This window comes from Paraliobacillus zengyii, assembly GCF_003268595.1.
Taxonomy (GTDB): Bacteria; Bacillota; Bacilli; order Bacillales; family Amphibacillaceae; genus Paraliobacillus_A; species Paraliobacillus_A zengyii.
The window spans coordinates 1164628-1189293 of record NZ_CP029797.1 but is presented as its reverse complement, the minus strand read 5'-3'; the positions used below and the strand labels follow the sequence as shown (position 1 = coordinate 1189293).

The following is a 24666-nucleotide window of genomic DNA, read 5'->3' as shown; positions in this document are numbered from 1 at the left end:
TCAATAAAATCTAAAAATATGAATCTAATTTGTGGTAACATTCACATAACCTCGTTCTGATTTGTTCCAAAATCATAGGTCATCATACGTAATTAGTTCTATTCCAGCTTCTTTGACCCATCTTAATGTCTGAGGATCGCACAACATATCTACTTCGAGTGGTCTAGGTATGGTCAGAGAAGAATGGTTTAAGATATATCCATCCAAGTAACCAGGATGACAAACAAACAGTATACACCCATCCTCTGGCACATCCCGCACGCTCGTTTTTAACGATGCAAATGGCACATAATCTGGCTTCATGCTATCCATAGAAACATAAACATCTGTATCCTTTATCTTAATCTTTCCCTCTCCAATCGAAAACGGAGAATAGGTTATACCATGCTTCTTCGCCACTATCTCTGCCGCCATCAGGAAATTATCACTAGCAATCGCATGTACGTCCATGTAACATGGCTGCTTACCGACTAGTTCAATAAATCTCTTTAATTGCGCCTCTGTTTCAATAATGGCTTGCTCTAGGACGACACAATCTTCTTGTGCCGATCGATATTCTGAAGATGATTTAAACGCTCCATTGTTATTGGTAATGCTTGGTATTCGGGACGGTTCTGTAAGAGGACTTCCTACACAGATATTTGTATGTAATCCTAGACATACTTCTGTATCTCCCAAAAGATTCAATCCACGTACAACCGTGGACATGTTGGTCATAACGCCTACATTTTCGATGATCCCTTCTCTTACGCTTTTCGCTATCCCATAATTGATCCCTTCTGAATAACCTAGGTCATCTGCTCTCATTAATAGTTTCTTCATGTTAACTTCCTTCTTTATATTTGTTTAAGATACATGGATCAATTTCTCTAATTTTGATCCAACACCTTGAAGCGAAACTTCTAACTCAGTATATATTCCCGAGTTAGATACAATGACAGCTGATGTTGTGGAATAACCTGCCTTTTCCACATCAGCAATAGAAAAAGTCATCAAAAGCTGGCCACACTTTACCTTGTCTCCAAGCTTCACTTCTGGTTTAAAGCCTTTGCCTTCCATTTTTACCGTATCCATTCCGACATGTATTAATAATTCAATGCCATCATTACTTTTTAATCCAATGGCATGCTTTGTAGCAGCAATCATAATAACTTCACCATCAAATGGTGCGTAAACCTTATCATCAGAAGGTTTAATGCCGCATCCTTTTCCCAGCAATCCTTTTGAAAATACACCATCTGCAATGTCATTAAGTGGAATGATTTCTCCTTCGATTGGAGCGTACACCCAATTCTCTTCTGCTTCGAATACTAGTGATTTTTCTTCTGTTTTATTTAATAATTTCTTGAATATCCCCATCGTTTTATTCCTCTCCTAATCATTCATGTTGGCATTGTTTATTATTCGATTTATATGAATCGTCAAATAAAGGATTTCTTCCTCTGTACTTTCCGACTCTAATTTTTCATCAATAAAGTTACTAATCATATATGCACATTCATAAGCACGTGGATTCTTTTCCTTCATCGCTCCAACGACTAATGAACTATCATCAATATACTGATTCTTATCTTTAATTCGCTTTAAATAATACCTCAAATGCATGGCAAATCTGTGATAGTTAAAGCTATTTTTAACTATCGGAACAGAAAAGAAATCCTCAATTATTTTGGCTACCTCTAGGATTAATTCTTCTTGGTCTTTCCCGTATGCTACGGGTACCTTCTCCACCTCTGCATTCACAAAGTGCATAGCAATATTGGTAATTTCACTAGTTGGTAGACTAACATTTAATTTGGATTTTATAAGCTCTACTGCATACCTTCCAAGACTCGTTTCTTGTGAATATAACTGTTCCACATCGTAAGAGAACACCATCTGCATTTCTTTATATTGATTCATTCGAATAATGGCAAAATTAATATGGTCTGATAAACTAATTACAAGATTAGGATTTAAGTAGCAATCTAATGTTGTTTGGGCCTTTTCTACAATAAGTGCTGCAACTTCAAATACATCCTCTGGTATTTCCTCAATCAAACTATAAAAACGTTTGTCAACCTTATAGAACGTTTTGGAAATCAAACGCAAATCCTTAATCTCATAAGGCATTATAGGAAATCCAATTCCTTTTCCAAAGGCAATCAGTTCGTTTTTATTGTCGTCAACACATATGGCTACATTATTATTAATTTTCTTAATCGCCCTCATAAAAACTACTCCTTTATCAATTCTAAGAAAATGAAAAAACACCTTTGATAATAAACATATCCTTAAAAGAAATGTGACCAAAGCGATGATATTGGCATTACAATAATTAGCCCTGGTAACATGTTTGCAACTGGAAAGGCCTTAATCCCACAAATTCTAAATCCTGTCACAAGCATGATAATGCCACCTAAAGCAGAAAAATCAGCAATTAATGCATCGTTTACTACTGGTAAAATTAAACCAGCACTGAAAAATAAGCCTAACAAAATAGCAACTTGAGGAAGCGCAATCGTTAATACGATATACCCTAGCGCTGTAGAAAAAATAATAGCTGTAAAAAAGTCTAGGAAAGATTTTGACAGTAATATGGAAGGATCCCCTGTCATTCCTTCATTTAATGCACCAAATATCCCTGTACCACTTGCGCAAAACAAAACGACTATCCCTACAAATTTCTCCATAAAATCGTTAGATTCCATCGTATTATTGCTTGAAAAGATCTTTTCTATTGGATCTTTCACCTTGTTTGCACACCATTCAATCCCTTTTTCAAATTGGATTAATTCACCAATAATACTACCTATAATTAAGGAAAGAACAACTGGTGGTAGAGAGTCTAGTTTTACAATTAACGTAACCCCCATCCCCATCGAGGCGGCACCAAAGGTTAGTGGTAAAGCAACCCTTAATCTTTCAGGGATTTTATCACTTAAATAAGCGCCAATAATCCCCCAAAAAATACAGCCAACGCATTCACTATTGGACCTATTGGCATGATGATCATTCCTTTCTTGTCTCTCAATCCTCCGAAGTTGGAACGATCATTTGGACATAATTTACATAACATAAACCTAAACTAGCAGTAGAATTACTACCAGTTCAAGGTTAATTTTACTTTCTAGATTCAACCTTTTAGTAGACGATTAATAAAGGCATATACCTTATCTAAGTTTTCACTCGTCTCGAATTTTTCATCGCCGTGATCTGCGTCCTCGATTATTTCATAATGAATCTTTTCTTCGAATCCTGCTTGCTTCACTTTTTCAACAAAATCTCTCGACTGTTGGTATGGAACAATCTTATCTGCCCTACCATGTTGAATAAACATTGGAGGCATGTCTGGATGAATATATGTTTCTGGATTTGATCTATCTAATAATGAACCAGCAGCTGTCAGTGGCTTGCCTAGAAATAAGGACTCAGGCGAATCCTCCGCATCATGGTCAGGATAGTTTCTTAATAGTCCACTTTCTTCAAGTTGCTTGTCCATATTTGAAAAGTTTACAGGAGGAAACCAGGCAACTACCCCTTGAACATTGGCTTTCACATCGAGGTTCGGATCGTTTTCATCATCAAATAGTTCAGCATCTTCAAATAAGCCAGCCATCAACGCCATGTATGCACCAGCGGAACCACCCCATACTACCATCCGCTTCGTATCCAAATTATATTGATAACGATTTGCTTTTATAAACCGAATGGCTCTTTTGATATCTTTCACCGGAATCGGAAACTTGGCTTCACCACTTAACCGATAATTTATGGCTACTACTGCATAGCCTTTTGCCAATCCATGAAGCATTGGTTCTATCATTTCTCCATTATGCTTATCCCCTTTTTTAAATGCCCCACCGTGTATCGAAATAATAACAGGAAAAGGCCCATCCCCTGCTTCAGGATAAAATATATCTAGCTTTAATGTTTCAGATACATCCCCATAGCTTATATTTAATATTGTATTCTCGTATTTGCTCGTATCAATTAACGGTCTCATTATTCTCAATACCTCCTAATTGTTTTTAATCTTTATCTTTATCTTTATCATTTTCATATTAACTACTAAAAAAAGAAAAAATATTACTCTTATCCAAAACAAATAAGAATATGTAAACTGTTTATACTTGAAGTATAAACAGTTTAATTAGTTGGAACAAGGACAATAATTTACTAAAAAAGGGCAAAAAAGAATCTTTTATCGTTTATGTAAATAGTCTATATCCATGATATAATTTACTAGATTACAAGCGTATCAAAGGAGGGGAATCATGGCTGATCCGTTCATTTACCAAACAATCACACCTAACAAAGAATTACCATTCCGATTATTACTTCATAACACAGGAGAAAAACGTACAGTTATTAAGCACTGGCATAAGTCTTTAGAAGTTTCTTATACTGTTTGTGGAAAAATCGAAGACTACTATATTAACGGGAACCATTACACAACCAAACCTGGTGATATTCTCATTGTTAACCCATATTGTATCCATGGTATACAGCTTGAAGATCAACCAGAAAGAGTTTCGCTAACTCTGATGATTCCAATAGAGTTTCTGAACACTTTTTCCATTGATATTGAAGACTTCCGCTTTCAAAATACAATAGAACTTGATATGACAGAGACTCAAAAAGAGCATTACCATAAAATGCAACAAAGCTTTCAAGAACTATATGAATGTAGCAAAAATGAATTTTCCAATCCTATTCGATTGAAAGCTATTAGTCTAGTTTTTAATATTTTATATATACTTACCTACTACTTTTACGAGACAAATGAACCCGCCTCTTTTATTGGCAAAAGGCACTTTACTTATCTAGAAGAAATAACTTCCTATATAGAGAGCAATCATGACCAAAATCTAAGCTTAGCGAATATTTCCGATACATTTCATTTGTCAAAAGGCTACTTATCTAAAATCTTCAAGAAATATATGGGAGAAACCATCCCTCAATATATTCTCCAAGTTAGATTACAAAAGGCCTATCAACTGTTGCTAAACACCGATGACACAGTAGAAATGATTACCGAAATGGTTGGATTCCCTAACAAAAAAGCATTTAGTAAAGCATTTAAGGAAGTATACGGAGACACGCCTCTTCAGTACCGGATTAAGTATCACTCTAAAGTAAGTATGGAGTAATAGAAAAGTATATCCCATAGTGGCTGACACTTCTCGATGAATAAAAAGAGCAAACAAAAGTAAAAATACAATACATTGGTAATAAACCTATTCCTGAAGAAGTTAATTATATGATCGAAACTAACACTGGAAAAATGGGAGGAATTACTTCACTAGATGATAAAGGTGAATTAGAAATAGAAGGGCATGGAAGTTATTGTAGTAACTGTGTATTTTCACATGTCTATAAAAATGAAAATGTAACAGCAACTATAACTTGGCAAGAAAACGTCGAGGAACTAGAGCTAAAAAACGATGTAGCCGTCGAGTAGTTAAAAGAATCCACAGAAATATATATCTTTCGTGGTCAGAATAGGCTCGTATATTATTCAACTATTGATCACCAAATCCGACCAATCATATGACTGTTTGGAATGGTTTTTACTTTGATAAAACGGACTGCTTTTTCCAGTTAAAGACTTCCTTAATAATGGAAGAATGTGTATGATAGTCTTATACAATCATTCAACCACTCATGCCTTTGCATATAGTTACTCACGAAAAAATATGTATATACTAATAATTATACACGTTTACGAAGTTGTGCTTGTTGAACTATAGTGGCGGGTTAAAAAATGGAGGAATACTAAACATGAACAATATCGAGGCAGTAGTAGATTTCAAAAAGTTGATGGCTATTGAATTACAAATAAACCTTGGTGAGTTAAATTGTAATTCGAGATTTACATTTCTTACAGAATCCGCATTTATAGAAGGGGAAATGAATTTAAAAGAATCTGATTACAATGAAAACACAGCTCCATTAGGTCATTCGTTAATGACTTACGAAAAGGAACCTAAACTTGACATGACTGAGAAAGACATCATAAATATCAAGGCTTGTTTTTACCTAAAGGATGTAAAATTAACGCCTTTTACAAATCAAAACAACCCTATTCACCTTAAAGAATTTATTTTATTTTCAGACCATATATTAGGCGTTACTTTAACAGAAGAGAATTAAAGTAAGCAGCGGATTCACGTGTAATCCACTGCTAATATAAGTTTCTATTTTACTGGAATCCAGATTTCTGAATATAAATCAGGACTGGATGGATCTTCATCTGAATATACTTCTAGTTCTGGTGTACCTGCGTGTTTGTAACCACTTGAAGGAAACCATTCTGAAATAATTTGTTTCCACGCATTTTGCATAGCATCGGGCATCGGTCCATGAACCTCAAACACAACCCATTTGGTTGCGGGTATTTCCAAAGTGGATAATCCATCAGGCGCACTTCCCTCATGTGCTGTACCTATCCAATAATCAATGGATTGAGAATCTTTTTCAACACATACACCCACTACACTTTTAACCGGACCATTGTTCAATTTAAACAATCGCTCGCCAGTTCCCTCTTCGTTTATCTTATCCCACATTTTTGGGATGCCCACTAGGTTCTCCTTATCAACCAGTGAAAATTCCCGCTTAATCCCTACAATCTGAAATGCCTCACGTTCAACAACTTTGACCTGCATCGGCTCTGCTCCCTTCAGACTCACATGTACTACCAGGCGGTTATAAGATTTTAGCTTTCCCGTGTACTTTCGTGCTTCACTTGGTGTTATACCATGTTGCCGTCGAAAAGCCTTTGAAAAAGCTTCAGGAGTGTCGTAACCATATTTGTAGGCGAGATCAATAATCTTTGTATTTGATCTTGTTAACTCATAGGCAGCTAATGTTAGACGACGATGTCTAAGATAATCACCAACAGAAGTATCAGTTAATATCGCAAATGTACGCTGAAAGTGAAAAACTGAAAAATTAGCCTGTTGGGCAGCACCTTCTATCGAAATATCCTCAAGTATATGATCTTCCATGTAGTCTATAGCTGCCTGTAATGATTCAACCCATGTCATGTCACTCACTCCTTATTTAAATCTTAACAGAGCATTATCTATTAATCCTGTCTTCCCGTGCTTTGCTCGGACAGTATGTTGAGTTAGTTAAGATACAGCTTTTGTTTCTTTAACTAGCCCTATTGTGGAAGAATGTTTTTTATCTGCTGTGATTCAATGATGTATTGCCATAATCTGATCCTCAGGAGTATCAAAATAGGTTGCTACATACTGTTTTGTAATAAAGAGCAAATTCCCATCTTGTAATAAAGTGTCTGGACCATCAACTAAAGTATATCGTATCGTCTGCTCCAGCGTACATTTTATAGTCATATACACAAAGAAGCTTTCTGTAATTAGTAGTTTTCTTATCTGGATATTCCCTTAAATAAGTCTCAACAGATCCAAGTTCAATTCGATCGCTTATTATTCCTAATACTATAGCTAGATTCTTTTTATATTGGGAAATATATCCATCCTCTAATATATCATTAATGTTAGTATACTGTTGTGCAAAGTCAGGAGTGTTTATAATTAAATTTGCAATTTTCTCCTTTTGAATTGCCTTTAATTCTTGAGAGGTTTTCAACTCTTCTTGTATTTTATTAAACCCAAAGATCGGAAAATACTGACTCTTTTGGATATGGTGTTTATCAATTAACTTTAACAGTTGGTCATTTGATTCATCAATAATTTTAAAATAGTTTTCCATAATCTCTGATGTTGTTTGAAATTCATATTTAATTGTCTTTAATGAACCAATCGCTAAAATCTTTTCTCCATTTTTTAAGGCGTCAATATCCTCAGTTATACTAACTTGAATATCTCCACCAACATATATTTCTTTAACAATTGCTTGTACCTTTCTGACATCCATAGCAGAAACAGGAAGACTTAAACTTGCCAGATGCTTATATATTTCTAAAAAGTTATCAGTTTTTATTTTATTAATTCGAATTGTTGAGAATCCACTCATATCAATATCGTGGTCAGTAACTTCAGTATTCTGGGATCCTTCATCATATTCTACAAGTAAGAAATTCTTTCTGATATCCTCTGCTTCAGCCGTATTAGGATTTATATATGTGAAGATAGTTTTAAGAATCCCTTTAATATTAGTATCACCAATATTATATCCTAAAAAAATTATAGGGTTATGAATGAACAATGATAATAATTGTGCTCTAATCAGTTCATATTTTTCATTAAATGCCTTATAATCATCATCAGTGATTATTATCTTACTAGGATCATCGACACAACCATGGATCTTATAAACTGAACCATAGGGATTACTTAATAAAATTTCATTACCAATTAATGGATTGAATTCAAAAACACTTTCTATAAATTGATCATAATTTGTAGTTATAACTGAACCAATATTCTTTCTTACTTTTTTTAACTCTGAATATTCACGTAGCATACTCTTTTTAACTTTAATGTCTGACAATAACTCGGCAATATAAATCTTAAACCGGCTAATGTTTATATCGTTTTTCATGTTTTTATAGAACTGATCATTAATCTCCTTAAATATACCGTCTCGGTCACTTATTAGAGCTTCATTAAATTCGACTTCAAGTTCTTCAGCTATCTTAGTGTAATCAAAGTCCCCATCTTTTTCATATTTAGATTTTAAATCGTAATAAAATTCATCTGAACCTTTAATAGCTTGAGAAATATATGAAAGTAACCCATCCCAAGTGAATGAGTTTTCTAAATACCTGAGGCTTATACCAGTACCTACAAAAAGAACCGGATGATTATTAAAATTTCTTATAAACTCCCTTATGTGCATATATTCACCCTTCTCTTAGTTCATTTTTTATCATATATCTTTATTTCACTTACGATTATACAAGGCAATTTTATTTTATTTACTTTATGAATGTATTTTCATGTAATTCTTTATATAGGAATCTATCTCTTTTCTCCCTTTTTAACAAAAGTGGATATAGTTAAGCAAGGCATAAATTCAAACCCTACTCGATCGTTTTTTAACAACTTCATATGCATCATGAAATCCTGGATTCTCTAAAAACACTGCATTAATAAAGATCTTGTTTAATGATGTATAAAATCGTGTAATAGTTTTCCTGTATTAATACTCAAAACTATATAAGAGGTAATAAATAAAATCAGCCATTGAGTATTATTAACCTTTTGATAGACTCAAGTTTCTGATCAATATCAATATCACTACTTTTAAACGATTCCAGCAAGGAGATAACATCATTATCGTCTAAAGGTATAATTAAGCCTCTGTCATCTTTAAAAGTATCAGAACACCTTTGATATAGTAATTTTTTATCTATAATAGTTCTGCACATTAATATTCCGAATTTACCCTTATTAAACCCAAATCTACCTGACAATTGATCTATTTCTGGATTGGCAATGTCCTTTCCATAGTTTTTACATTCAATAAAGACATAAGGACAAAATATTTTATTGGCCAAATGCAACCTGTTGAAAAAACCAGAATTTGCAATATTGTTCATTACTACATCAACTCTTTTTCTACCTTGATGTATTTTCTCTTCGATCGTTGGATTATTTAAATGTGGGTAAAAAAGAATTTCTAGAATTGATTTAATGAATGGCACAAACAGGGAGTTCTTTATTACGCTTAATACAGAACAGTCATACTCCAATGTTGGATTTATTAATAAGAGAGTCTGTACAAAATAGTTTGGATGCAACTAAAGGCATAAATACTCCAATTAGGTATGATATTTCAGTCAAGCCTTTTAATAGAGATATGGGATCTAAACATTTTGATGGAATAACTGAAAGTTTAAATGCCAGATACAAGGAAGAAGAGCAGCAGAGTATTGTTATCAGGGACTCAAATACAACAGGTTTAACAGGACCTCTTCACCAAGATTATATTAAAGATGATAGCTTTGGCAACCTACTTAAACTTATATACGAAATCAGCATGCCACAAGAAAAAAAGGAAGCCGGTGGATCATGGGGGTTAGGAAAGACAGTATATTTCCGCGTAGGTATGGGTCTAGTTATCTACTATTCAAGAATAAAGCTAGATGATGGTACCTATCAGTCTAGACTTGCTGCATGTCTTGTTGAAGATGAATCAAAGGAAGATACACTATTACCAAATAAGAATAATGGTTTAAAACGCGGTATTGCTTGGTGGGGACAGTCACATTCGGAAATTTCAACAAAACCATTGACTGATGAAAATCAAATATCTGTACTACATTCTCTAAAGGAGTAGATATTCATAACAGAGTGTTCAATGCTTATATCATCAACTATGGTTAGTATTTTCTCTAATTCTTGCATCTTGGATTCAATACGATGAATCAATGGATTTATATGATCGAATTGAGCGTATTTATTTAACATATCGTACACAAGATACAACTTTGCATTAATTATAAATTTTTCACACCAACCAATCTCTTTATCATCTAATTCCGAACACCATTCATATAAATATGAATAACCAGAAACATCTCTGTAAACTGTATGTATCTGCTCACTAGTATCAAAATAATAATTGCCGATAAAAAATTTGCCTTGATTTGAGTGCCATTGGAGTTCTCTCATCGTATTTAGAAAGTCTTCATGTCCAGACCTCATTTCATTTACTGAGATGTACTCAATTATTTCTTTAATATACTCAAAAACTTCTTTAGAAGAATGTACTAATGATTTACTATATAAAAACGGCAACCAATTCTTGAATCCCCAACCTTTTTCTGCAGCCCTTTTATTACTTTTTAATAACCTTTTTATAAACGGCTTTTGAGTTTGCTCTTTTGCGCTAAAAAGTATTGATAGAATCTCTGAGTTATAAAAATCTGATGATAAAATGTTAATTTTATTACCTGTATCAGCTTTAGTGTCTAATTTGATAATATTTAAATCGGAATTTTTCAACCCAAAAACTCCCTCGTGGGAATATTCGCCATTAAAATCTATTAAATGAAACGAACTTTTGTTTTTAAATTTAAAAGAATCAATATTAAACAATTCATTATAAACTTTAGCTAGTGTGTTAGATTTTCCACTACCTGTATTTCCAAATATCCCTATATGAGATGCAAAGAAACCATTTATTGAAAAAGTAATATCAATATTCTCACTTAATGACTTTCCAATAGAAAATTGCAAATTTGTATGATCTTCGGGGTTTCCTCTTCCATTATTTAAATATACATTTTCTATTTGTTTTTTTGTGGGAATAAATGCCAAGTTACCTATCATCGGAAGATGCTTTATACCACTATTAAATGTATCATTTTCAATGAAACCTACAATTTGAACTTCTAATAACCTTAAAATAGACCCTTTTGAAAACCGATCATCGACTAATTGTTCTCTTTTTTTATTTAATAGATCTTCAATATATTCTGCCTCTATTTTTCCTACTAGGTCAATAAATCCCTTTTTAATAATTATAAAACCATTTACTGAAATATTATTTATTATATCCCCCTTATATATAAGGGTAGATTGATTCATATCTTTTTCCACTTGAACTTTTATTCTTGTTCCTCTTACCTCTACTACGTTTCCTATTTGCAAAGGGGAACTCATTTTACAACACTTCCAAACAAAAGTTCATTGAATTCCATAAAATCTATTGGTGGCATGTCTTTTGATGGTTCAATTATTACAACATTATTATTTTGAGCACTACTCAATAATTTTTCGATTATACTAGCATCTCCTTGCTTATAAACAAAAATGTAAACTCTCAAGTACGGATTATGTAATGATCTTTTTATTAAATTACGGATATGTTCATCTGCAAATGAAAAACCAAAAACAATTAGTATAGTCTGGTCTTTTTCCAACTCATAACTTAATAGACGGAGCATACTATAATAATATTCGTCTAATACTGTATTTTTGAATTTAGACTTTTCAGGATTTACTATCATTAATTTTTTATATTCATTAAAAAATCTTTCTAATGATTCTTTATTCCTTTCAGCTATTTCCATCATATTTGACTCAACATCTTCTGAATCACTCAAGTTCAAATAATCTGATATTATTTCCTGATCCTTTTTGGTTAACGTTAAATTGCTAGCAGCATCGCGAACTTTCTCTAATAGGCTTAACCTCATCTTTATTTCAATCTTTTCTTCATTATCCTCAATTAATTTATCCCACGTTACTGACCCGTGACATTTTATTAAATTAATAGTTGATAATTCTTTTTGATAATTATCAAACACACCATTTTTTGAAACTGTTTTATGAAAATTCTCTGAATTAAGGTTGCGAGTAAAATAACCACTACCTCCGTCATTGAAAATGAATGACGGATTGTCTTTTAACTCTAAATCTATAGCTTTTTCAAAAAAAACGTCATAATTTGTCGTGAATATATTAGCTCTCTTCGGAGAAATCCTTGAATTACGCGCATTCATAATATTGCATAATCTATTTATAAACACCCTATACTTAGGTGTAATAGCAAATTCGCATTGATATGTCTCATCTAACAACTCGATATTTTTATCTACAACCTTGTTGAAATAATGTAAATATATCAACTTCCGTATAGAAGAATTATCATCGACTTTTTCTGATAATACTTTCTCAATATTACCTAGAGATGGGAAATATGGTATTGATGCTCCTGAACCAATTAGAAAATTAATATTTTTCTCAGCTATTTGATTTTTTAGTTCTGTTAAGATTTTATTAATATCCATTTCTCTCCCCCTATTAGTTTTTAAGTCTATATAAACAGTTGAAAATTAAAATAAATATAAAGTTTAACACCATCAGTTCATTCGTTCATTCAAATATTGATCTCTAGTATTCTATTCTAGTCCATTTATACTAACTTTTAAATATAATTAGCAGAATATGTTGATTTTTTGTATAAACAAACCGAATTTATTGTTTTATGTAGAAATAATATTAGATTCTCCCCTAATATATCCTTTAGCAATTGGAATGGTCACAGCAGTTTCCTTCTCACTATTTAGCTATAGTAAAAATTAAAAGAGACTGCAATAACTCAAAGTTATCCAGCCTCCTCTCTTTGTGTGTTTTTTTATATAATAAAAATATTTTCACTTTACTCTGTTAGTATAATCTCATTTTCTATGCTATTGGATAGTGTTATGTTAAGTACTTCCTTTACTTGCAATACAATTTCAATTAACTCTTTATGGTCAAGAGAAATTTGTTCTTGGGAATGTGCTATGTTATTTCGCAGTTTTTCAACTTTTTTAAAGAAAATTTTGCAAACCTGTTTAGAAGAAAAACCTAGTTTATCTCTTAGATAATCTGATTTTTCAATAATAGTCCCTTTGTCACATATTTGAATACTATCTATAAGTGATAAGGCTTCATTCTTATTACGTCTATCCTTAAATAATTTATTTGCGAGATTTACTCTTAATTCACTCAATAAATCTTTCCAATCATCATTTTGATACTCACCTTTAATTAACTCTATTAAACTCATCTCTAATATCGAGATAAGACTAAATGCTAACATTCTTATTGGTTGTTTATGTAAATCAGCAACAGTAACTAACTTTGTAACTCTATCTTTTTCTAGAACAAAGACACAATCCTTCTTTTGGATGATATTTAATACTTCCGTTAATGAAGTTGAATCTGATATTAAATCTCCCACTTCATCTGACAAGGCCACTAATATGCGTATCTAATACACGTAGCCTTGGCTCTTCTTCTCCTGGTTTAAACCGTTCACCGTAATGACCTCGATCGTCAAAATCAACTACCTTTAACCATTTATCTTCTAAAAAAGCCGCTGTCGATAGACATCTAGGGGGCCCACTTTATTTTTTATCCATTGACTGCGGCCAAATTCTGTCAAAATCTTGAACAATTCTCAACCTTTTCCTTATCTAATATTTTGATTAAATGCTCCTTTTTTGTCAATTCAAATATATACCGTGCATGCGATATGAACTTCTGCCCCTCCTCTAATTGATTCAGTTTTAGTAAATTGTTCCCCTTTTGATAATGTAATTCACCAAATAGATAAAGAGAATCCTGTTCAACGCATAGTTTAATGGCGCTTTCTGCATATAAAATCGATTCCTGATTTTGATTTAAGTTGGTTAACGTTTTCGATAAATTATAGTAAATACGGATTTTTATATTTTTGTCTTGGAATAATTGGAGTTGCTCTAAGTTTTTTAACGTTTTTCGATAAATCTCTGCAGATTTTTCATAATGATCAAGTTCATCATAAATGATTGCAATACTATTTAGAATCTCTACTTGCCTTTCAGAATAAATACCGTTAATGGTAGGTGTTAAGTCTAGAGCCTTATAAAGATTAGATAAGGCAAATCCCTCTTCTTTGTAGATATGAAAATGACTAATTGCTTCATGCCAAAGTAGAAATTGTTGGTTTCTAGCTGATTTTAAAATAGGATTATTTTTTTCTTGTTTAATCATCCAAAGGACTTCTTGATAATCTTTATCTCGAATGTGTTTTCGCACAAAATATAGAAATTCTTCAACATAATCAAATCTAGGATTATTTACTAGTGAAAAGAAGTAATCTAGTGTGACACCCAGCCGGCTTACAAGCTCTGCTAAAGTGCTACTCAACGGTAGTATATCCCCATTTTCAATCTTACTAATTTGAGCCTGGGTGCAAATCTCATCGGCTAGCTTTTTTTGAGACATTTTCATTTCAAGACGCAATTTCTTCAATGTGGTTCCAATAGCGGAATAATCACGCATGCTTTGACCTCCTACGCTAAAAATCTAAATATTCCTACAATTATATATTAACACATATAATGGATGATAAGTTAGATATTGTATTTTAAATAAGTGAGACTTGATTTTATGACAAATTCGAGAAATTTTATTATGTATTATGATGAAAACAGTTAAGAGAAGGAGGGGAATAAATGAATCGTTTTCTTAAATCAATAATGGTTATTTTACTTACTCTCAATTTACTAAGTTTTTATTCAGTTTCTCAGGATCACGATCAAAATCTAGCTAGTCAAGGTGAAGATTCTATTTCATACGATTTACCCCATGAGCATTGATTGAAAGTCTAATAAGACTTTTAATAGATAATCCTAAATAAAGGAGGTGAGATTCATGAAAAATATTGTCCTAAAACCAGTTAGTGAAAATGAATTAAGAAAAATGGAAGAAAAGCGTAATGCACAAGGTCGCTGTGCACAAGGACGTTGCTAACAATGCAAGGTGTAGAGGACAAATGTCCTCCACACCTTTTACCTATTGAGTTAATTTAATTCATTTTATATAGATGGTACATGAATAACTTATTTTTCTATAAAAATAGAAGTAAATAAGGAAGGATTTTTGATGCTAAATTGATAAAAATTGAGGGAAGATTTTATGAAAGTTTTACTTATTTTGATAGTTTATATTTTTTTTACATTCATTAGTACTTACATTCATGAATTGGGGCATGCAATTAGTGCTACTATTTTTGGGGCAAAAAAGGTAGTCATTACTAGTAAACGTTCAGGGTTTCAATTTGCTTTTAAAACATTTTTTGACTTTAAACGAAACATGAGCAATTTTGAAAATATCTTTATAAGTATTTCTGGAGTGTTATTACAGTTGTGTTTATCATTTATTCTAGTTACTCAACCATTCTTTACGGTATTTACTTTAATATCACTCATATATATGCCAAAGGTATTAATAAATATCCTACCATTCTCTGAATTGGATGGAAAATTCGTTATATATTCAACACCCTTGAAATATAAGAATATTGTCAGATTTTCACTACATTTAATGTTTTATTCTGGTTCGACTTTTTCTCTGTATTTACTCTTGAAACTTATATCAGAATTAACGAAATACGAAATAATGACGTACGGAACACTATGCTTTTTATTATGGATTCGAATAAGCATTAACATTGTAAACTATTTACACGAAAGAAGGTTACAATATGGGAAAACCTAAATATATTCTTGAACAAAATAAGCAGGGTGAACTTTTTATTAGTGATGATAAATTGGAGAGTTTTTGGAAAACAGAGAAAAATCATATAACAAAAGATCTTATAGAATACAAAGAAGATGTTTTTTTTAATTTTCCAGGTACGCTTGTTTCTAATAAGAATGTAGTGAACATAATCGGAGTACCCTATTCAGGAGGTTCAAATCAGCTATCATCCGCAGTAGATGCATTTCCAACCATGCTTAGGTACTTAAGTACGAAGACACCAATATACCCTACGATAGATGGTGTTAAAACAAGTGGCATATTTGATATTAACAAACTGCAAACAATACTTGATGATTGTTTGATACGAGATTTAGGAAATATTGATTTCAAGGAATTTTCTGTAGAAGAACTAGAATCAAAAGTTAAGAGTTATATAAAGAATTGTATAGAAAATAAATCAAAATTCTCTTTTATAGGTGGAGATCATTCCATTACTTATTATATTTTAAAAAATCTACAACTAGGTGAAAGAAATGTTACTTATATTCATTTGGATGCCCACTTAGATTGTGGAATGGATCCTTTTAGGTTAGATAATGATATACACCACGGTAATTTTGTGCGGCACTTATTAACAAATAACATAGTTGATCAAGTGATCCAATTAGGAGTAAGAGGGATGAGAGCAATAGGTCAATACTACCAAGATCCAAGGCTACATACTATTCCAAGTAAATATTTAAATAAGGAATCCGTAAATAATCTGTTAAGAGAGCACATCGATACGAATACCTTGGTTTATGTCTCATTTGATGTAGATGTATTAGATCCTAGTGATTTTCCAGATGTTGATTTCCCTTCACCTGGTGGACCTTCAATAGATACTGTTCTTGATATAATAGAGTGCTTCCATTCAATTCCTAATTTAATAGGCTTTGATTTTGTAGAGGGAAAAGGAACATCTGCTGTAGATGATATTCCTTATCATTATGATTTGTTGTCATACATTTACACTAGATTATTAAATGTTTTGAGTAAAAACAAATTTACAATTGGAGGTTAGAATATGAATTATGACTCACTAATGCAAGAGATCTCAGAAATGCTAAAACATGAAAAGAAACAAGGTCTCCTCCATCATGACTTTATGGCACTTGTGAATATAGCAAAAGAACTGTTACCACTTGGTTATAGTATAAATAACATAGAGGATATTTGGACCAAATATCGATTAAATAACCTAGAGCAGAACCAATATCGATTAGATCCTGATTTGTTTGAAGGATTTGATGAAGTAATTGGTGAAGAAAACATTATAGAGTGTATAAAGAACAAAGGCGTTTTTGGAACTTTTCACTATGGCGCCTATCGGTATGTTCCATTATATCTCAACAATTATGTTCAAAGTAATGTCTCTTCTTTAGATATAGTGGTAGATAGAGACTCTTTCGAAAGTGAAAATGGTCTTGTGAAATGGAAAAAACTTAGAACTAAAGCAGATGTGAATTATATTATCTCTGAAGAGTATGGAAGTGGTTTAAAATTATTGCGAACACTTAAGCAAAGGGGGAATATTCTTTTGTACTTAGATGGTAATACTGGTTCAGGAGAAGATTCTAATCCAATGTCTTGTAAGCATATTACATCTAGAGTAAAAATGAGAAGTGGAATCTATAGACTGGTATCTTTACTCAAAAAGGATTTATGTATTATTGTGGCTGATCAACCAAAAGAGGGATATAACAGATTAATTGCCTACAAGCCTTTTTCTGTAAACAAGCGTAATATTGAATTAGGTGTTGAGGATAGCTATTCACTTTTTAGAAAGTCTATTCTAGAAAGACCAGAATTATGGCGTTTTTGGTATAGACATCATAATTATGTTGAACAATGGCAAGCATTATTTATAAATAGTGTAGTACCTTCTCCTCAAGTGCAATGGGTTGAGGAGGAAACCGGATTAGGAATTGATTTAAGGACAGGAAACGTTTATCAAACAGAAACTATTTGAGGTGCAACAATGAAAATTTGGAAAAACAAACGCTTTTTACTACTGTTTTTTGCACGATTTATCGCATTAATTGGAGATGGCATGCTTTTTCTTCTTTTACTTAAAATGTTGGAATTGCTTGGAACAGGGAGTGTTGGTATTTCTATCTACTATTTATCAGCAGGAATACCAGCGTTTTTGTTTGCCATCCCTGCTGGTGCATATGTAGAAAAGAGTAATTTGCAAAAGACAATGATCGTAACTGATGTGATAAGAATAATTCTGATTGGAGCATTTGTTGCAATTGATTACTTCTTTGTTTCTTCACCAGTGTTTATCTATCTACTCTTATTTTTAATTACCATTAACGATATGTTCTTCCTACCGGCCAGTCAATCTCTATTACGATGGGTAGTACCAGAAGAACACAGACCTCAGGCAAATGGACAATTACAAGTTGCGATGATGACTGGAAAATTACTTTCTTACTCCTTAGGCGCATTCCTACTTAAGGTAGGAGTTCCTTTAAACACCATGCTGTTTGTTGTGGTATTGACGTTTGCCCTATCTATTCTCCTCACGCAGTTTATACGACCCTTTGTTAGAAATGCAGAAGATACGGGTTCAAAAGCGCTTCAAATGGCAAAAGAAGGTCTCGTCTTTATTAATAAAAGGAAAACAATGAAGAAATTATTTATCCTATTCGGCCTAGCATGGCTAATTGGTTCATCTATTGATATTTTTCTTATCTCGTATCTACAGAATGAGTTGGGAATGGGAACTGAAAATCTTTACATCATTACAACTTTTTCTCTCGGAGGGATTATCACGGGGGCCTTTATAGCGCCAAAGCTCTATCAGACGTTCAATAAGAAAATTGGTTTTTACTTGCCAAGTCTCTTATTCGGCTTAGCTATATTGGGGTATGCTTTAAAGCTCCCACTAGTCATTTTATTATTCTTATTAATGATCGGCGGTATAGCGCAAGGCATTTTCCTCACCTTTCTCAATACCTATTTGCAGGAAGTCACAGCACAGCACTATTACGCAAGAGTGTCCAGCTTTTACACGTTATTAATGAAAGGAGCAAGTCTGCCAGGATACTTTATCATCGGTCTGTTGATCACCAACACTAGTGTAATCACAGTTGGATATATAATTGGAATTTATATGATTGGATTGGCTATATTATCCTTCATGATCTTACCAAATATGAGCAGGGGCGAGAGCGTAAGGGAGAACAGCTGAAAATAATAAAGGTGCGACTTACCGAATAATCTTGTTTAACGTTTTTTACGAACAGTGTCTGGCACTGTTCGTAATTTAACCGGAGAGGCGGAAACAATTTTCTTAGCTTTAGGTGCCTGGCACTTCCCGAATAATCTTGTTTAACGGAATTTTGATTATATATCTTTATCGAGTTCTAATAAAATCAATCATAACAAATCCGCCCAAAGCGTTACACCTTCAACACTAATTAACAATCTTAACTTCTTTACTAATCCCATCACTTTTGTCGCTATTCATATAGTCATTCATTACCTTTGTTGCTGATGAAAGTAGCTCTTCAATGTATGGATCATTATCAATATTTAGTGAAAACAGTGCTTGTCCGAATAGTACATCGACTTTACGGATATCCACTTCTTTACCAACATACATTAGATCAACTAATGATATAAGTTCTTTTATTGCACCTTCCCTTAAACGTTCAAATTTATCTTTTTTTATGAAAATGAAGTCCTCTTTCCGTTTACTTTTTTCGAGGGAACTTTCCATGATGGTTTTTATGTAAGGATAAAAACTACTTAAGCTAGTTGCTCGTTCTAGTGCTTGAATAGATAAGTATGAAAACTGGGCATTGTCAATTTCATATAGCGAAGAATATAGCGCAAATATCTCCTCTACATCTTCTAAGGCATCTCGATATAAGTAGTTTTGAATCCTTGAACTTTTAGTAAAATAAGAAATTAATTCTTCTGGCAATTTCAATCTAGATACCGCTTCAACTGGCATTAATTCACCTAACTTGGACATATAGACCTACCTCCATTATAGCTCTTTTAATTTTCACTATCGGTTTTTATGTGGATTATATCACATAAGGCTTTAAACCGTAACTTTTATTTTGAAGTGTGAAACCTATTAAACAAGTCACCACTATTGACTGCCTCTCTCCCATATCCCCTTCCGGCCATCCTTTGCCCTCATCTGAGCATTCACAAACCGCTGATAATGTTTATATGGCGGATGATAGACATAGGCTACATGGGCTAATCCTTCTTCCAACAACAACTCATTTAGCATCACACCATCCACCCATAGATAAGCTAGCAATCTACCATAATTGTCATACCTCGGACCATCATATTCCAACTGTACCTGTTTTTCTATTAGTATCTGTATTGCCCTTGCAACTGCTTCTGCACCAATGGGTTCGTCTGGGATATCCGGGTGGACTGTTTCAGGTGCATCAATTAACAATAAGCGCACATCAAAACTATTGCCGTTTAGATAAACTTCGATTGTGTCCGCATCAATGACTCGTTTTACCAATGCCGTATCTAATGGTTCCGGTTCAACCGCTATCTGTGGTGAATCCTTCTCGTTCGTTTCCATCTCTGATTCCCCTCCCTCATTTACGAAGCAACGGCTAGCATCAGCCTTCTATGCTTCTTGATATTTGTCGCTCATTCCGTTATTTATCAAATTTTGAAATCGTCCAAATTCCTTAAAAAAGGCCAACTCCACAATTCCAGTTGGACCATTTCGTTGTTTTGCCAGAATAACTTCTAAGCTGTTTTTGTTTTCTGCCTCCCGATCGTAATAATCATCCCGATAAAGAAAGGCAATAACATCTGCATCTTGCTCAATGTTGCCCGATTCTCTTAGGTCAGACATAATCGGTCGTTTATCTGGACGTTGTTCGACACTTCTGGATAACTGTGACAGGAGCACGATTGGAATATTCAACTCCAACGCTAGTAGTTTTAACTCCCTGGTTATTTCTCCAATTTCTAAATCACGACGTTGCCTCTGGGTGTTTGGTGTGATTAGTTGCAAATAGTCAATAATGGCTAGATGCTTTCCATCTGGATAATCATGAGCGGTTTTTCTTAGAGATGCGCGAATATCACTGATCGTTCGGTTATGTTCCTGAATCGAAAGCTTCCAGTTGGAGATCTCACCAACGGCATGGATTGCGGTAGCATAGTCCTGTTCACTGAACATTAAGCTACGCCACTTTTGATTATAGATAGTTGCTTCAGCTGATATTAGTCGCTGGAGCAGTTGCTTTTTTCCCATTTCTAAGCTAAAAAAAGAACTCATTCCCTGATTGCGGCAATGTCCTGCTGCTATATTTAAGGCAAACGCTGTTTTTCCAACGGATGGACGAGCAGCAATGATTATTAATTCACCTGGCTGCAGGCCACCGGTCATGTTGTCGAAATCGGTATAGGACGTTGGCAAGCTAGCAGATGCGCCTTCTCCCGTGAAGATCATGTTTGAGATTTCTTTGAGGCAATCCGCGTTATCCGTTTCTTGCTTCTCCATGCCGACCTCCTGATATGTCTGCAAGGACGCAATCAGTTTCTTTAATCCTGCGTCGCTTGGTTTGGTCGCATACTTGATTACTAATTCACGCGATTTACGATGACGATATGCTTCGAAAAGCAGTCGCTCGTAGTGAACGAGACTTTCTGTGCTAGGAACTGACTCGGCAAGTTTTAACAGATAAGTCGTACCACCAACTTGCTTTATGTTTCCCTTTAGATTCGTAGTCACTGTAACCAAATCAATGGTTTGCTGCTTTTGTGCAGCTTGTTGCATCGCCCGAAAAATAAGCTTGTGTTTCTTGGATGCAAACTGTTCTTCGGTGACCGTTAAATTGCTAAACAACGTGCCTTCCAACAAGATGGAACCTAATACCGATTCTTCCGCTTCGTAGTTTACAAGATTCATTGACTCATCCCCTTGAAAAGTGTGTCGAGTAGCTCTTTAAACTTAAGCTTCGTTTCTTCAGGGACTTGGGCTGCTTCTTTTTTCCACTGCTGCATCTGCTCTAGATAGATATTGGGTGCTGGTGGATAGGCAGCGATTTCTGCAAGGGTCGGTGGATACGGGTACGCCGCTGCATAGGCAGACAGCTTTTCTAGCACATTGTTGTAGTCCATCTGCTTTAGCTGTGGCAACAGAATTTCTACTTTTCTTTTCGTGATCACAAACTTCGGATATAGCTCTGCAATCGTATCTATAACGTCAAATGCTTGATTCGCATTCATGACTGCATCCCCCTACGAATTTCTTCTAACACTGCCCGATTTTTACTTTTATTTGTGACAAAAAACTGGGTCGATCTAGATCCCTTTTTCTGTAGTTGATAGTTTGTCGCTTGCTCCAAGGTCGTTACGCCCGCTTGTGCCCATTCTTTCAAAATTGCTTCGAGATAACTGTAGGTTCTGCCACCTTTTTGTGCGGCAAGCTTGATCGCCTCGATCACAATTGCATCGCCTAAGTCATCACACCAGGCAAGAAACGATTCGCGCACAATTGGTTTGATAATGCCGAAGTTTTGTTCATAGACTGTATAAGCATTTTGTTCCTTTCCTCTTCCTTCTTCTCTGTTTTTTTTATCTATTTCTTTTTCTTTATGTATGTCCCGTGTTTCGTTACCGAATGGCACCGGGTTTGGTTCCTCGTGTTGTACTTCGAATTGTCCGCGTGAAGCTGGTGATAAGTTTTCAAAATAGGCAACCAATGATTTCATTTGATACGATGCCGCTTTGCCTTTCACACCTGGTTCAAAACGAATCAATTCATTTTCCATCAGTACTTTTCTCGATTCAGATATTCTTTGGCTCGATAACCCTGACAAATTTCTGATGATTGAATTTGGGGCATTAAACGTCGCCATCCATCTAGCATTATTATTCAGCACCATCAGCGTGTGCCATAATAGCACCACATTAGGCGGAATTTCATGAAATGACATCCATTCTTTAAACGCATTTAGTTCCTTAATATAGTTCATCTTCATTCCACGCCCTTTCTTACTACAGACGCACGCGCTTTTTCACGAACCCAACCATCAATCGCTTCTTTTGAAAAAAGAATTTTCCGCCCAAACCGAATATGTGGCAAGCTCCCCTCGCTAACCAAATCATAAATCGTATCCGTATGCACCCCTAAATACTTTGCTACTTCTTTCACCGTAATCGTACAAGTTTCCATTGTTTCATCCTCCTCTATTTTGTCTTTCATATGTATAATCGTTAGCAAGCAGATGTTAGGTGTCTACGTCCGATCAAATAGGTTGGGAGAATTTCAGTCTAGTAAATGGAGAGATCAATAAAAAAGTGCCAGGTACCTCGTCTGGACATATGTCCGAACGTGGTACCTGACACTGAAACTGCGGTATATTTTTCAAATTTTGCTATCAACTATTCTTCCATTTCATAATATCCGCGGTCTTCTCCATAATACTTGTTATATCGTTTCTTAAACTTATAGAAAATATAGGAACCAATTACTTTTACGATCGCATAGCCTGGAATACCAAGAATGACACCGATAACCCCAAATAAATTACCTGCAATCAATAATACAAGAATAATGGTTAATGGATGAATTTTCATCGTTCTCCCCATGATGTTTGGAGAGACAAAATTCCCTTCTAAAAATTGCACTGCAATCCATACAATTGCTAGCTTTAGCAACATAAATGGCGAGGTAACGATTGCAATAATGGCAGCTGGAATAATGGCAATAGTCGGTCCTAAATAAGGAACAACACTTGTCACTGCTGCGACAATAGCCAATATGAATGCATAATCGAGTCCTATGATTAGGTAACCAATAAATAATAGAATACCAATTACGGATGCGACAATAATCTGGCCTTGGATATAAGAACCAACTTGCGTATCGATATTAGTTAAGATTTGCTTGGTATCCTCTCTAAATTTCGGTGGAAATAATCTAACAGTATAATGTTGAAATCTTTTACCATCCTTTAATAAGAAAAACAAAATAAATGGAAAGGTTATAATAGATACAATTGTACTTGTAATCGTACTAGCAATACTCTGTATCCCTTGAAAACCATTAGAAATATAACTTCCAATTAATTGTGGTAATTCGCCTAATCTCTCCATTACCCAGTTATAACCATTATCATAATAAGGACCTAAAAAGGAATTCTGTACCCAATTTGTCGTGCTATCTCCAAGCTGTTTTAAGTAGTTTGGAAAAGATTGAACTAAATCTTTTATCTGTGCTTCGATAGCTGGAGCAGTTAACAAGATAATTCCAGTTAAGGCACCACTTATACCGAGAATAAGAATGATAACTCCCCAAATTCTTTTAATCTTCAATTTCTCAAGTAAATCTACAATTGGATTTAATAAATAGTAAGCAATAAATGCTAAAATTACTGGTGTTGCTATGGTAGATAAAATGACTTCAAGTGGATAAAAGATAAAAGAAACTTCAGTATAAATATATATGGTAATACCAACCAAAATGAAAAAAGCTAATATGTAAAAAATATTCTTTCCACCAATTAATCTTAAAAATCTATTTTGTTCCTCCATTTAATACGCCTCCTTAAAAAATAATATACCTTTTCTTTTAATGTACCCATAGTGTTGAATAAAGAAACATGGTAGCAGGGGACTTTTGTCGCTTCCCCACCCGTGGGGCGAAACGAGGTATACTATTCAGACACATATAATGTTA

Annotated in this window: 26 protein-coding genes; 7 read left to right on the top strand and 19 right to left on the bottom strand. The window is 34.0% G+C overall.

Annotated elements, in window-relative coordinates; translation table 11 throughout:
- Positions 1-72: 72 nt before the first annotated feature.
- The 5 genes from DM447_RS05955 to DM447_RS05935 all read right to left on the bottom strand — a co-directional run bounded on the left by DM447_RS05955 (position 73) and on the right by DM447_RS05935 (position 3985).
- Positions 73-822 carry a ChbG/HpnK family deacetylase gene (locus DM447_RS05955; protein ID WP_112180347.1) on the bottom strand — a complete coding sequence of 250 codons (750 nt, stop codon included), beginning with the start codon at positions 820-822 and terminating at the stop codon, positions 73-75.
- Positions 823-846: 24 nt separating this feature from the next.
- On the bottom strand, positions 847-1359 hold the full coding sequence (locus tag DM447_RS05950; RefSeq protein WP_112180346.1) for a PTS sugar transporter subunit IIA: 513 nt from the start codon (positions 1357-1359) through the stop codon (positions 847-849).
- A gap of 15 nt (positions 1360-1374) precedes the next feature.
- Entirely contained in the window at positions 1375-2211 is an 837-nt protein-coding gene (locus tag DM447_RS05945) for a PRD domain-containing protein (protein ID WP_112180345.1), read from the bottom strand.
- Between the two features lie 62 nt (positions 2212-2273).
- A complete protein-coding gene (locus DM447_RS05940) occupies positions 2274-2939 on the bottom strand; it encodes a DUF554 domain-containing protein (RefSeq protein WP_479684904.1) in 666 nt (221 codons plus the stop codon).
- A 176-nt stretch (positions 2940-3115) separates the two neighbouring features.
- Positions 3116-3985, bottom strand: a complete 870-nt coding sequence (locus DM447_RS05935) for an alpha/beta hydrolase (protein WP_112180343.1) — start codon at positions 3983-3985, stop codon at positions 3116-3118.
- A gap of 271 nt (positions 3986-4256) precedes the next feature.
- Between DM447_RS05935 and DM447_RS05930 the strand changes: the two genes are divergently transcribed.
- The 3 genes from DM447_RS05930 (at position 4257) to DM447_RS05920 (ending at position 6135) form a co-directional block, all read left to right on the top strand.
- Positions 4257-5132, top strand: coding sequence for an AraC family transcriptional regulator (locus DM447_RS05930; RefSeq protein ID WP_112180342.1), 876 nt, complete (start codon positions 4257-4259; stop codon positions 5130-5132).
- Between the two features lie 110 nt (positions 5133-5242).
- The gene (locus DM447_RS05925) at positions 5243-5443 is read left to right on the top strand and encodes a hypothetical protein (protein ID WP_112180341.1); all 201 of its coding nucleotides are present in this window, start codon (positions 5243-5245) and stop codon (positions 5441-5443) included.
- A gap of 320 nt (positions 5444-5763) precedes the next feature.
- Positions 5764-6135 carry a hypothetical protein gene (locus DM447_RS05920; RefSeq protein WP_112180340.1) on the top strand — a complete coding sequence of 124 codons (372 nt, stop codon included), beginning with the start codon at positions 5764-5766 and terminating at the stop codon, positions 6133-6135.
- A gap of 44 nt (positions 6136-6179) precedes the next feature.
- Here DM447_RS05920 and DM447_RS05915 read toward each other — a convergent pair whose 3' ends face one another.
- The 3 genes from DM447_RS05915 to DM447_RS05905 all read right to left on the bottom strand — a co-directional run bounded on the left by DM447_RS05915 (position 6180) and on the right by DM447_RS05905 (position 9619).
- A complete protein-coding gene (locus tag DM447_RS05915; RefSeq protein WP_112180339.1) occupies positions 6180-7031 on the bottom strand; it encodes an AraC family transcriptional regulator in 852 nt (283 codons plus the stop codon).
- Positions 7032-7293: 262 nt separating this feature from the next.
- Complete coding sequence (locus DM447_RS05910) at positions 7294-8811, bottom strand: SIR2 family protein (RefSeq protein WP_112180338.1); 1518 nt, start codon at positions 8809-8811, stop codon at positions 7294-7296.
- 340 nt (positions 8812-9151) lie between these two features.
- Positions 9152-9619, bottom strand: a complete 468-nt coding sequence (locus DM447_RS05905) for a hypothetical protein (RefSeq protein ID WP_112180337.1) — start codon at positions 9617-9619, stop codon at positions 9152-9154.
- Between DM447_RS05905 and DM447_RS05900 the strand changes: the two genes are divergently transcribed.
- Complete coding sequence (locus DM447_RS05900) at positions 9613-10254, top strand: hypothetical protein (protein ID WP_112180336.1); 642 nt, start codon at positions 9613-9615, stop codon at positions 10252-10254. The genes DM447_RS05905 and DM447_RS05900 overlap by 7 nt on opposite strands.
- Here the strand turns inward: DM447_RS05900 and DM447_RS05895 are convergent.
- The 4 genes from DM447_RS05895 to DM447_RS05880 form a co-directional block, all read right to left on the bottom strand.
- A complete protein-coding gene (locus DM447_RS05895) occupies positions 10221-11519 on the bottom strand; it encodes an ATP-binding protein (protein ID WP_162632579.1) in 1299 nt (432 codons plus the stop codon). The two genes, DM447_RS05900 and DM447_RS05895, sit on opposite strands and share 34 nt — an antisense overlap.
- Before the next feature lie 59 nt (positions 11520-11578).
- Positions 11579-12712: an SIR2 family protein gene (locus tag DM447_RS05890; RefSeq protein ID WP_112180334.1), complete on the bottom strand. Its 1134-nt coding sequence runs from the start codon at positions 12710-12712 to the stop codon at positions 11579-11581.
- 371 nt (positions 12713-13083) lie between these two features.
- A complete protein-coding gene (locus DM447_RS05885) occupies positions 13084-13668 on the bottom strand; it encodes a hypothetical protein (protein ID WP_112180333.1) in 585 nt (194 codons plus the stop codon).
- Between the two features lie 182 nt (positions 13669-13850).
- Positions 13851-14735, bottom strand: coding sequence for a helix-turn-helix domain-containing protein (locus DM447_RS05880; RefSeq protein ID WP_112180332.1), 885 nt, complete (start codon positions 14733-14735; stop codon positions 13851-13853).
- A 1204-nt stretch (positions 14736-15939) separates the two neighbouring features.
- Here DM447_RS05880 and DM447_RS05870 point away from each other — a divergent pair.
- From DM447_RS05870 to DM447_RS05860, 3 genes are read left to right on the top strand one after another with little or no spacing between them, the layout of a single operon-like run.
- Complete coding sequence (locus DM447_RS05870; RefSeq protein ID WP_112180330.1) at positions 15940-17001, top strand: arginase family protein; 1062 nt, start codon at positions 15940-15942, stop codon at positions 16999-17001.
- 3 nt (positions 17002-17004) lie between these two features.
- Entirely contained in the window at positions 17005-17949 is a 945-nt protein-coding gene (locus DM447_RS05865) for a hypothetical protein (protein WP_112180329.1), read from the top strand.
- A gap of 9 nt (positions 17950-17958) precedes the next feature.
- Positions 17959-19176 (top strand): MFS transporter, encoded by a 1218-nt coding sequence (locus DM447_RS05860; protein WP_112180328.1) that lies wholly within the window; start codon positions 17959-17961, stop codon positions 19174-19176.
- A gap of 225 nt (positions 19177-19401) precedes the next feature.
- Here the strand turns inward: DM447_RS05860 and DM447_RS05855 are convergent, their stop codons facing one another.
- The 7 genes from DM447_RS05855 to DM447_RS05825 all read right to left on the bottom strand — a co-directional run bounded on the left by DM447_RS05855 (position 19402) and on the right by DM447_RS05825 (position 24521).
- A complete protein-coding gene (locus tag DM447_RS05855) occupies positions 19402-19965 on the bottom strand; it encodes a hypothetical protein (protein WP_112180327.1) in 564 nt (187 codons plus the stop codon).
- A 123-nt stretch (positions 19966-20088) separates the two neighbouring features.
- Positions 20089-20547 carry a thermonuclease family protein gene (locus DM447_RS05850; RefSeq protein WP_112180326.1) on the bottom strand — a complete coding sequence of 153 codons (459 nt, stop codon included), beginning with the start codon at positions 20545-20547 and terminating at the stop codon, positions 20089-20091.
- Between the two features lie 48 nt (positions 20548-20595).
- Positions 20596-21891 carry a replicative DNA helicase gene (gene dnaB / locus DM447_RS05845; protein WP_112180325.1) on the bottom strand — a complete coding sequence of 432 codons (1296 nt, stop codon included), beginning with the start codon at positions 21889-21891 and terminating at the stop codon, positions 20596-20598.
- Positions 21888-22211, bottom strand: coding sequence for a replicative helicase loader/inhibitor (locus DM447_RS05840; RefSeq protein ID WP_112180324.1), 324 nt, complete (start codon positions 22209-22211; stop codon positions 21888-21890). The genes dnaB and DM447_RS05840 overlap by 4 nt, the downstream gene beginning before the upstream one ends.
- Positions 22208-22843, bottom strand: coding sequence for a DnaD domain-containing protein (locus tag DM447_RS05835; protein WP_162632577.1), 636 nt, complete (start codon positions 22841-22843; stop codon positions 22208-22210). Before DM447_RS05835 ends, DM447_RS05840 begins: the two co-directional genes overlap by 4 nt.
- Positions 22844-22962: 119 nt before the next feature.
- On the bottom strand, positions 22963-23160 hold the full coding sequence (locus DM447_RS05830; protein ID WP_112180322.1) for a helix-turn-helix domain-containing protein: 198 nt from the start codon (positions 23158-23160) through the stop codon (positions 22963-22965).
- 209 nt (positions 23161-23369) lie between these two features.
- Positions 23370-24521, bottom strand: a complete 1152-nt coding sequence (locus DM447_RS05825; protein WP_112180321.1) for an AI-2E family transporter — start codon at positions 24519-24521, stop codon at positions 23370-23372.
- Positions 24522-24666 lie beyond the last annotated feature (145 nt).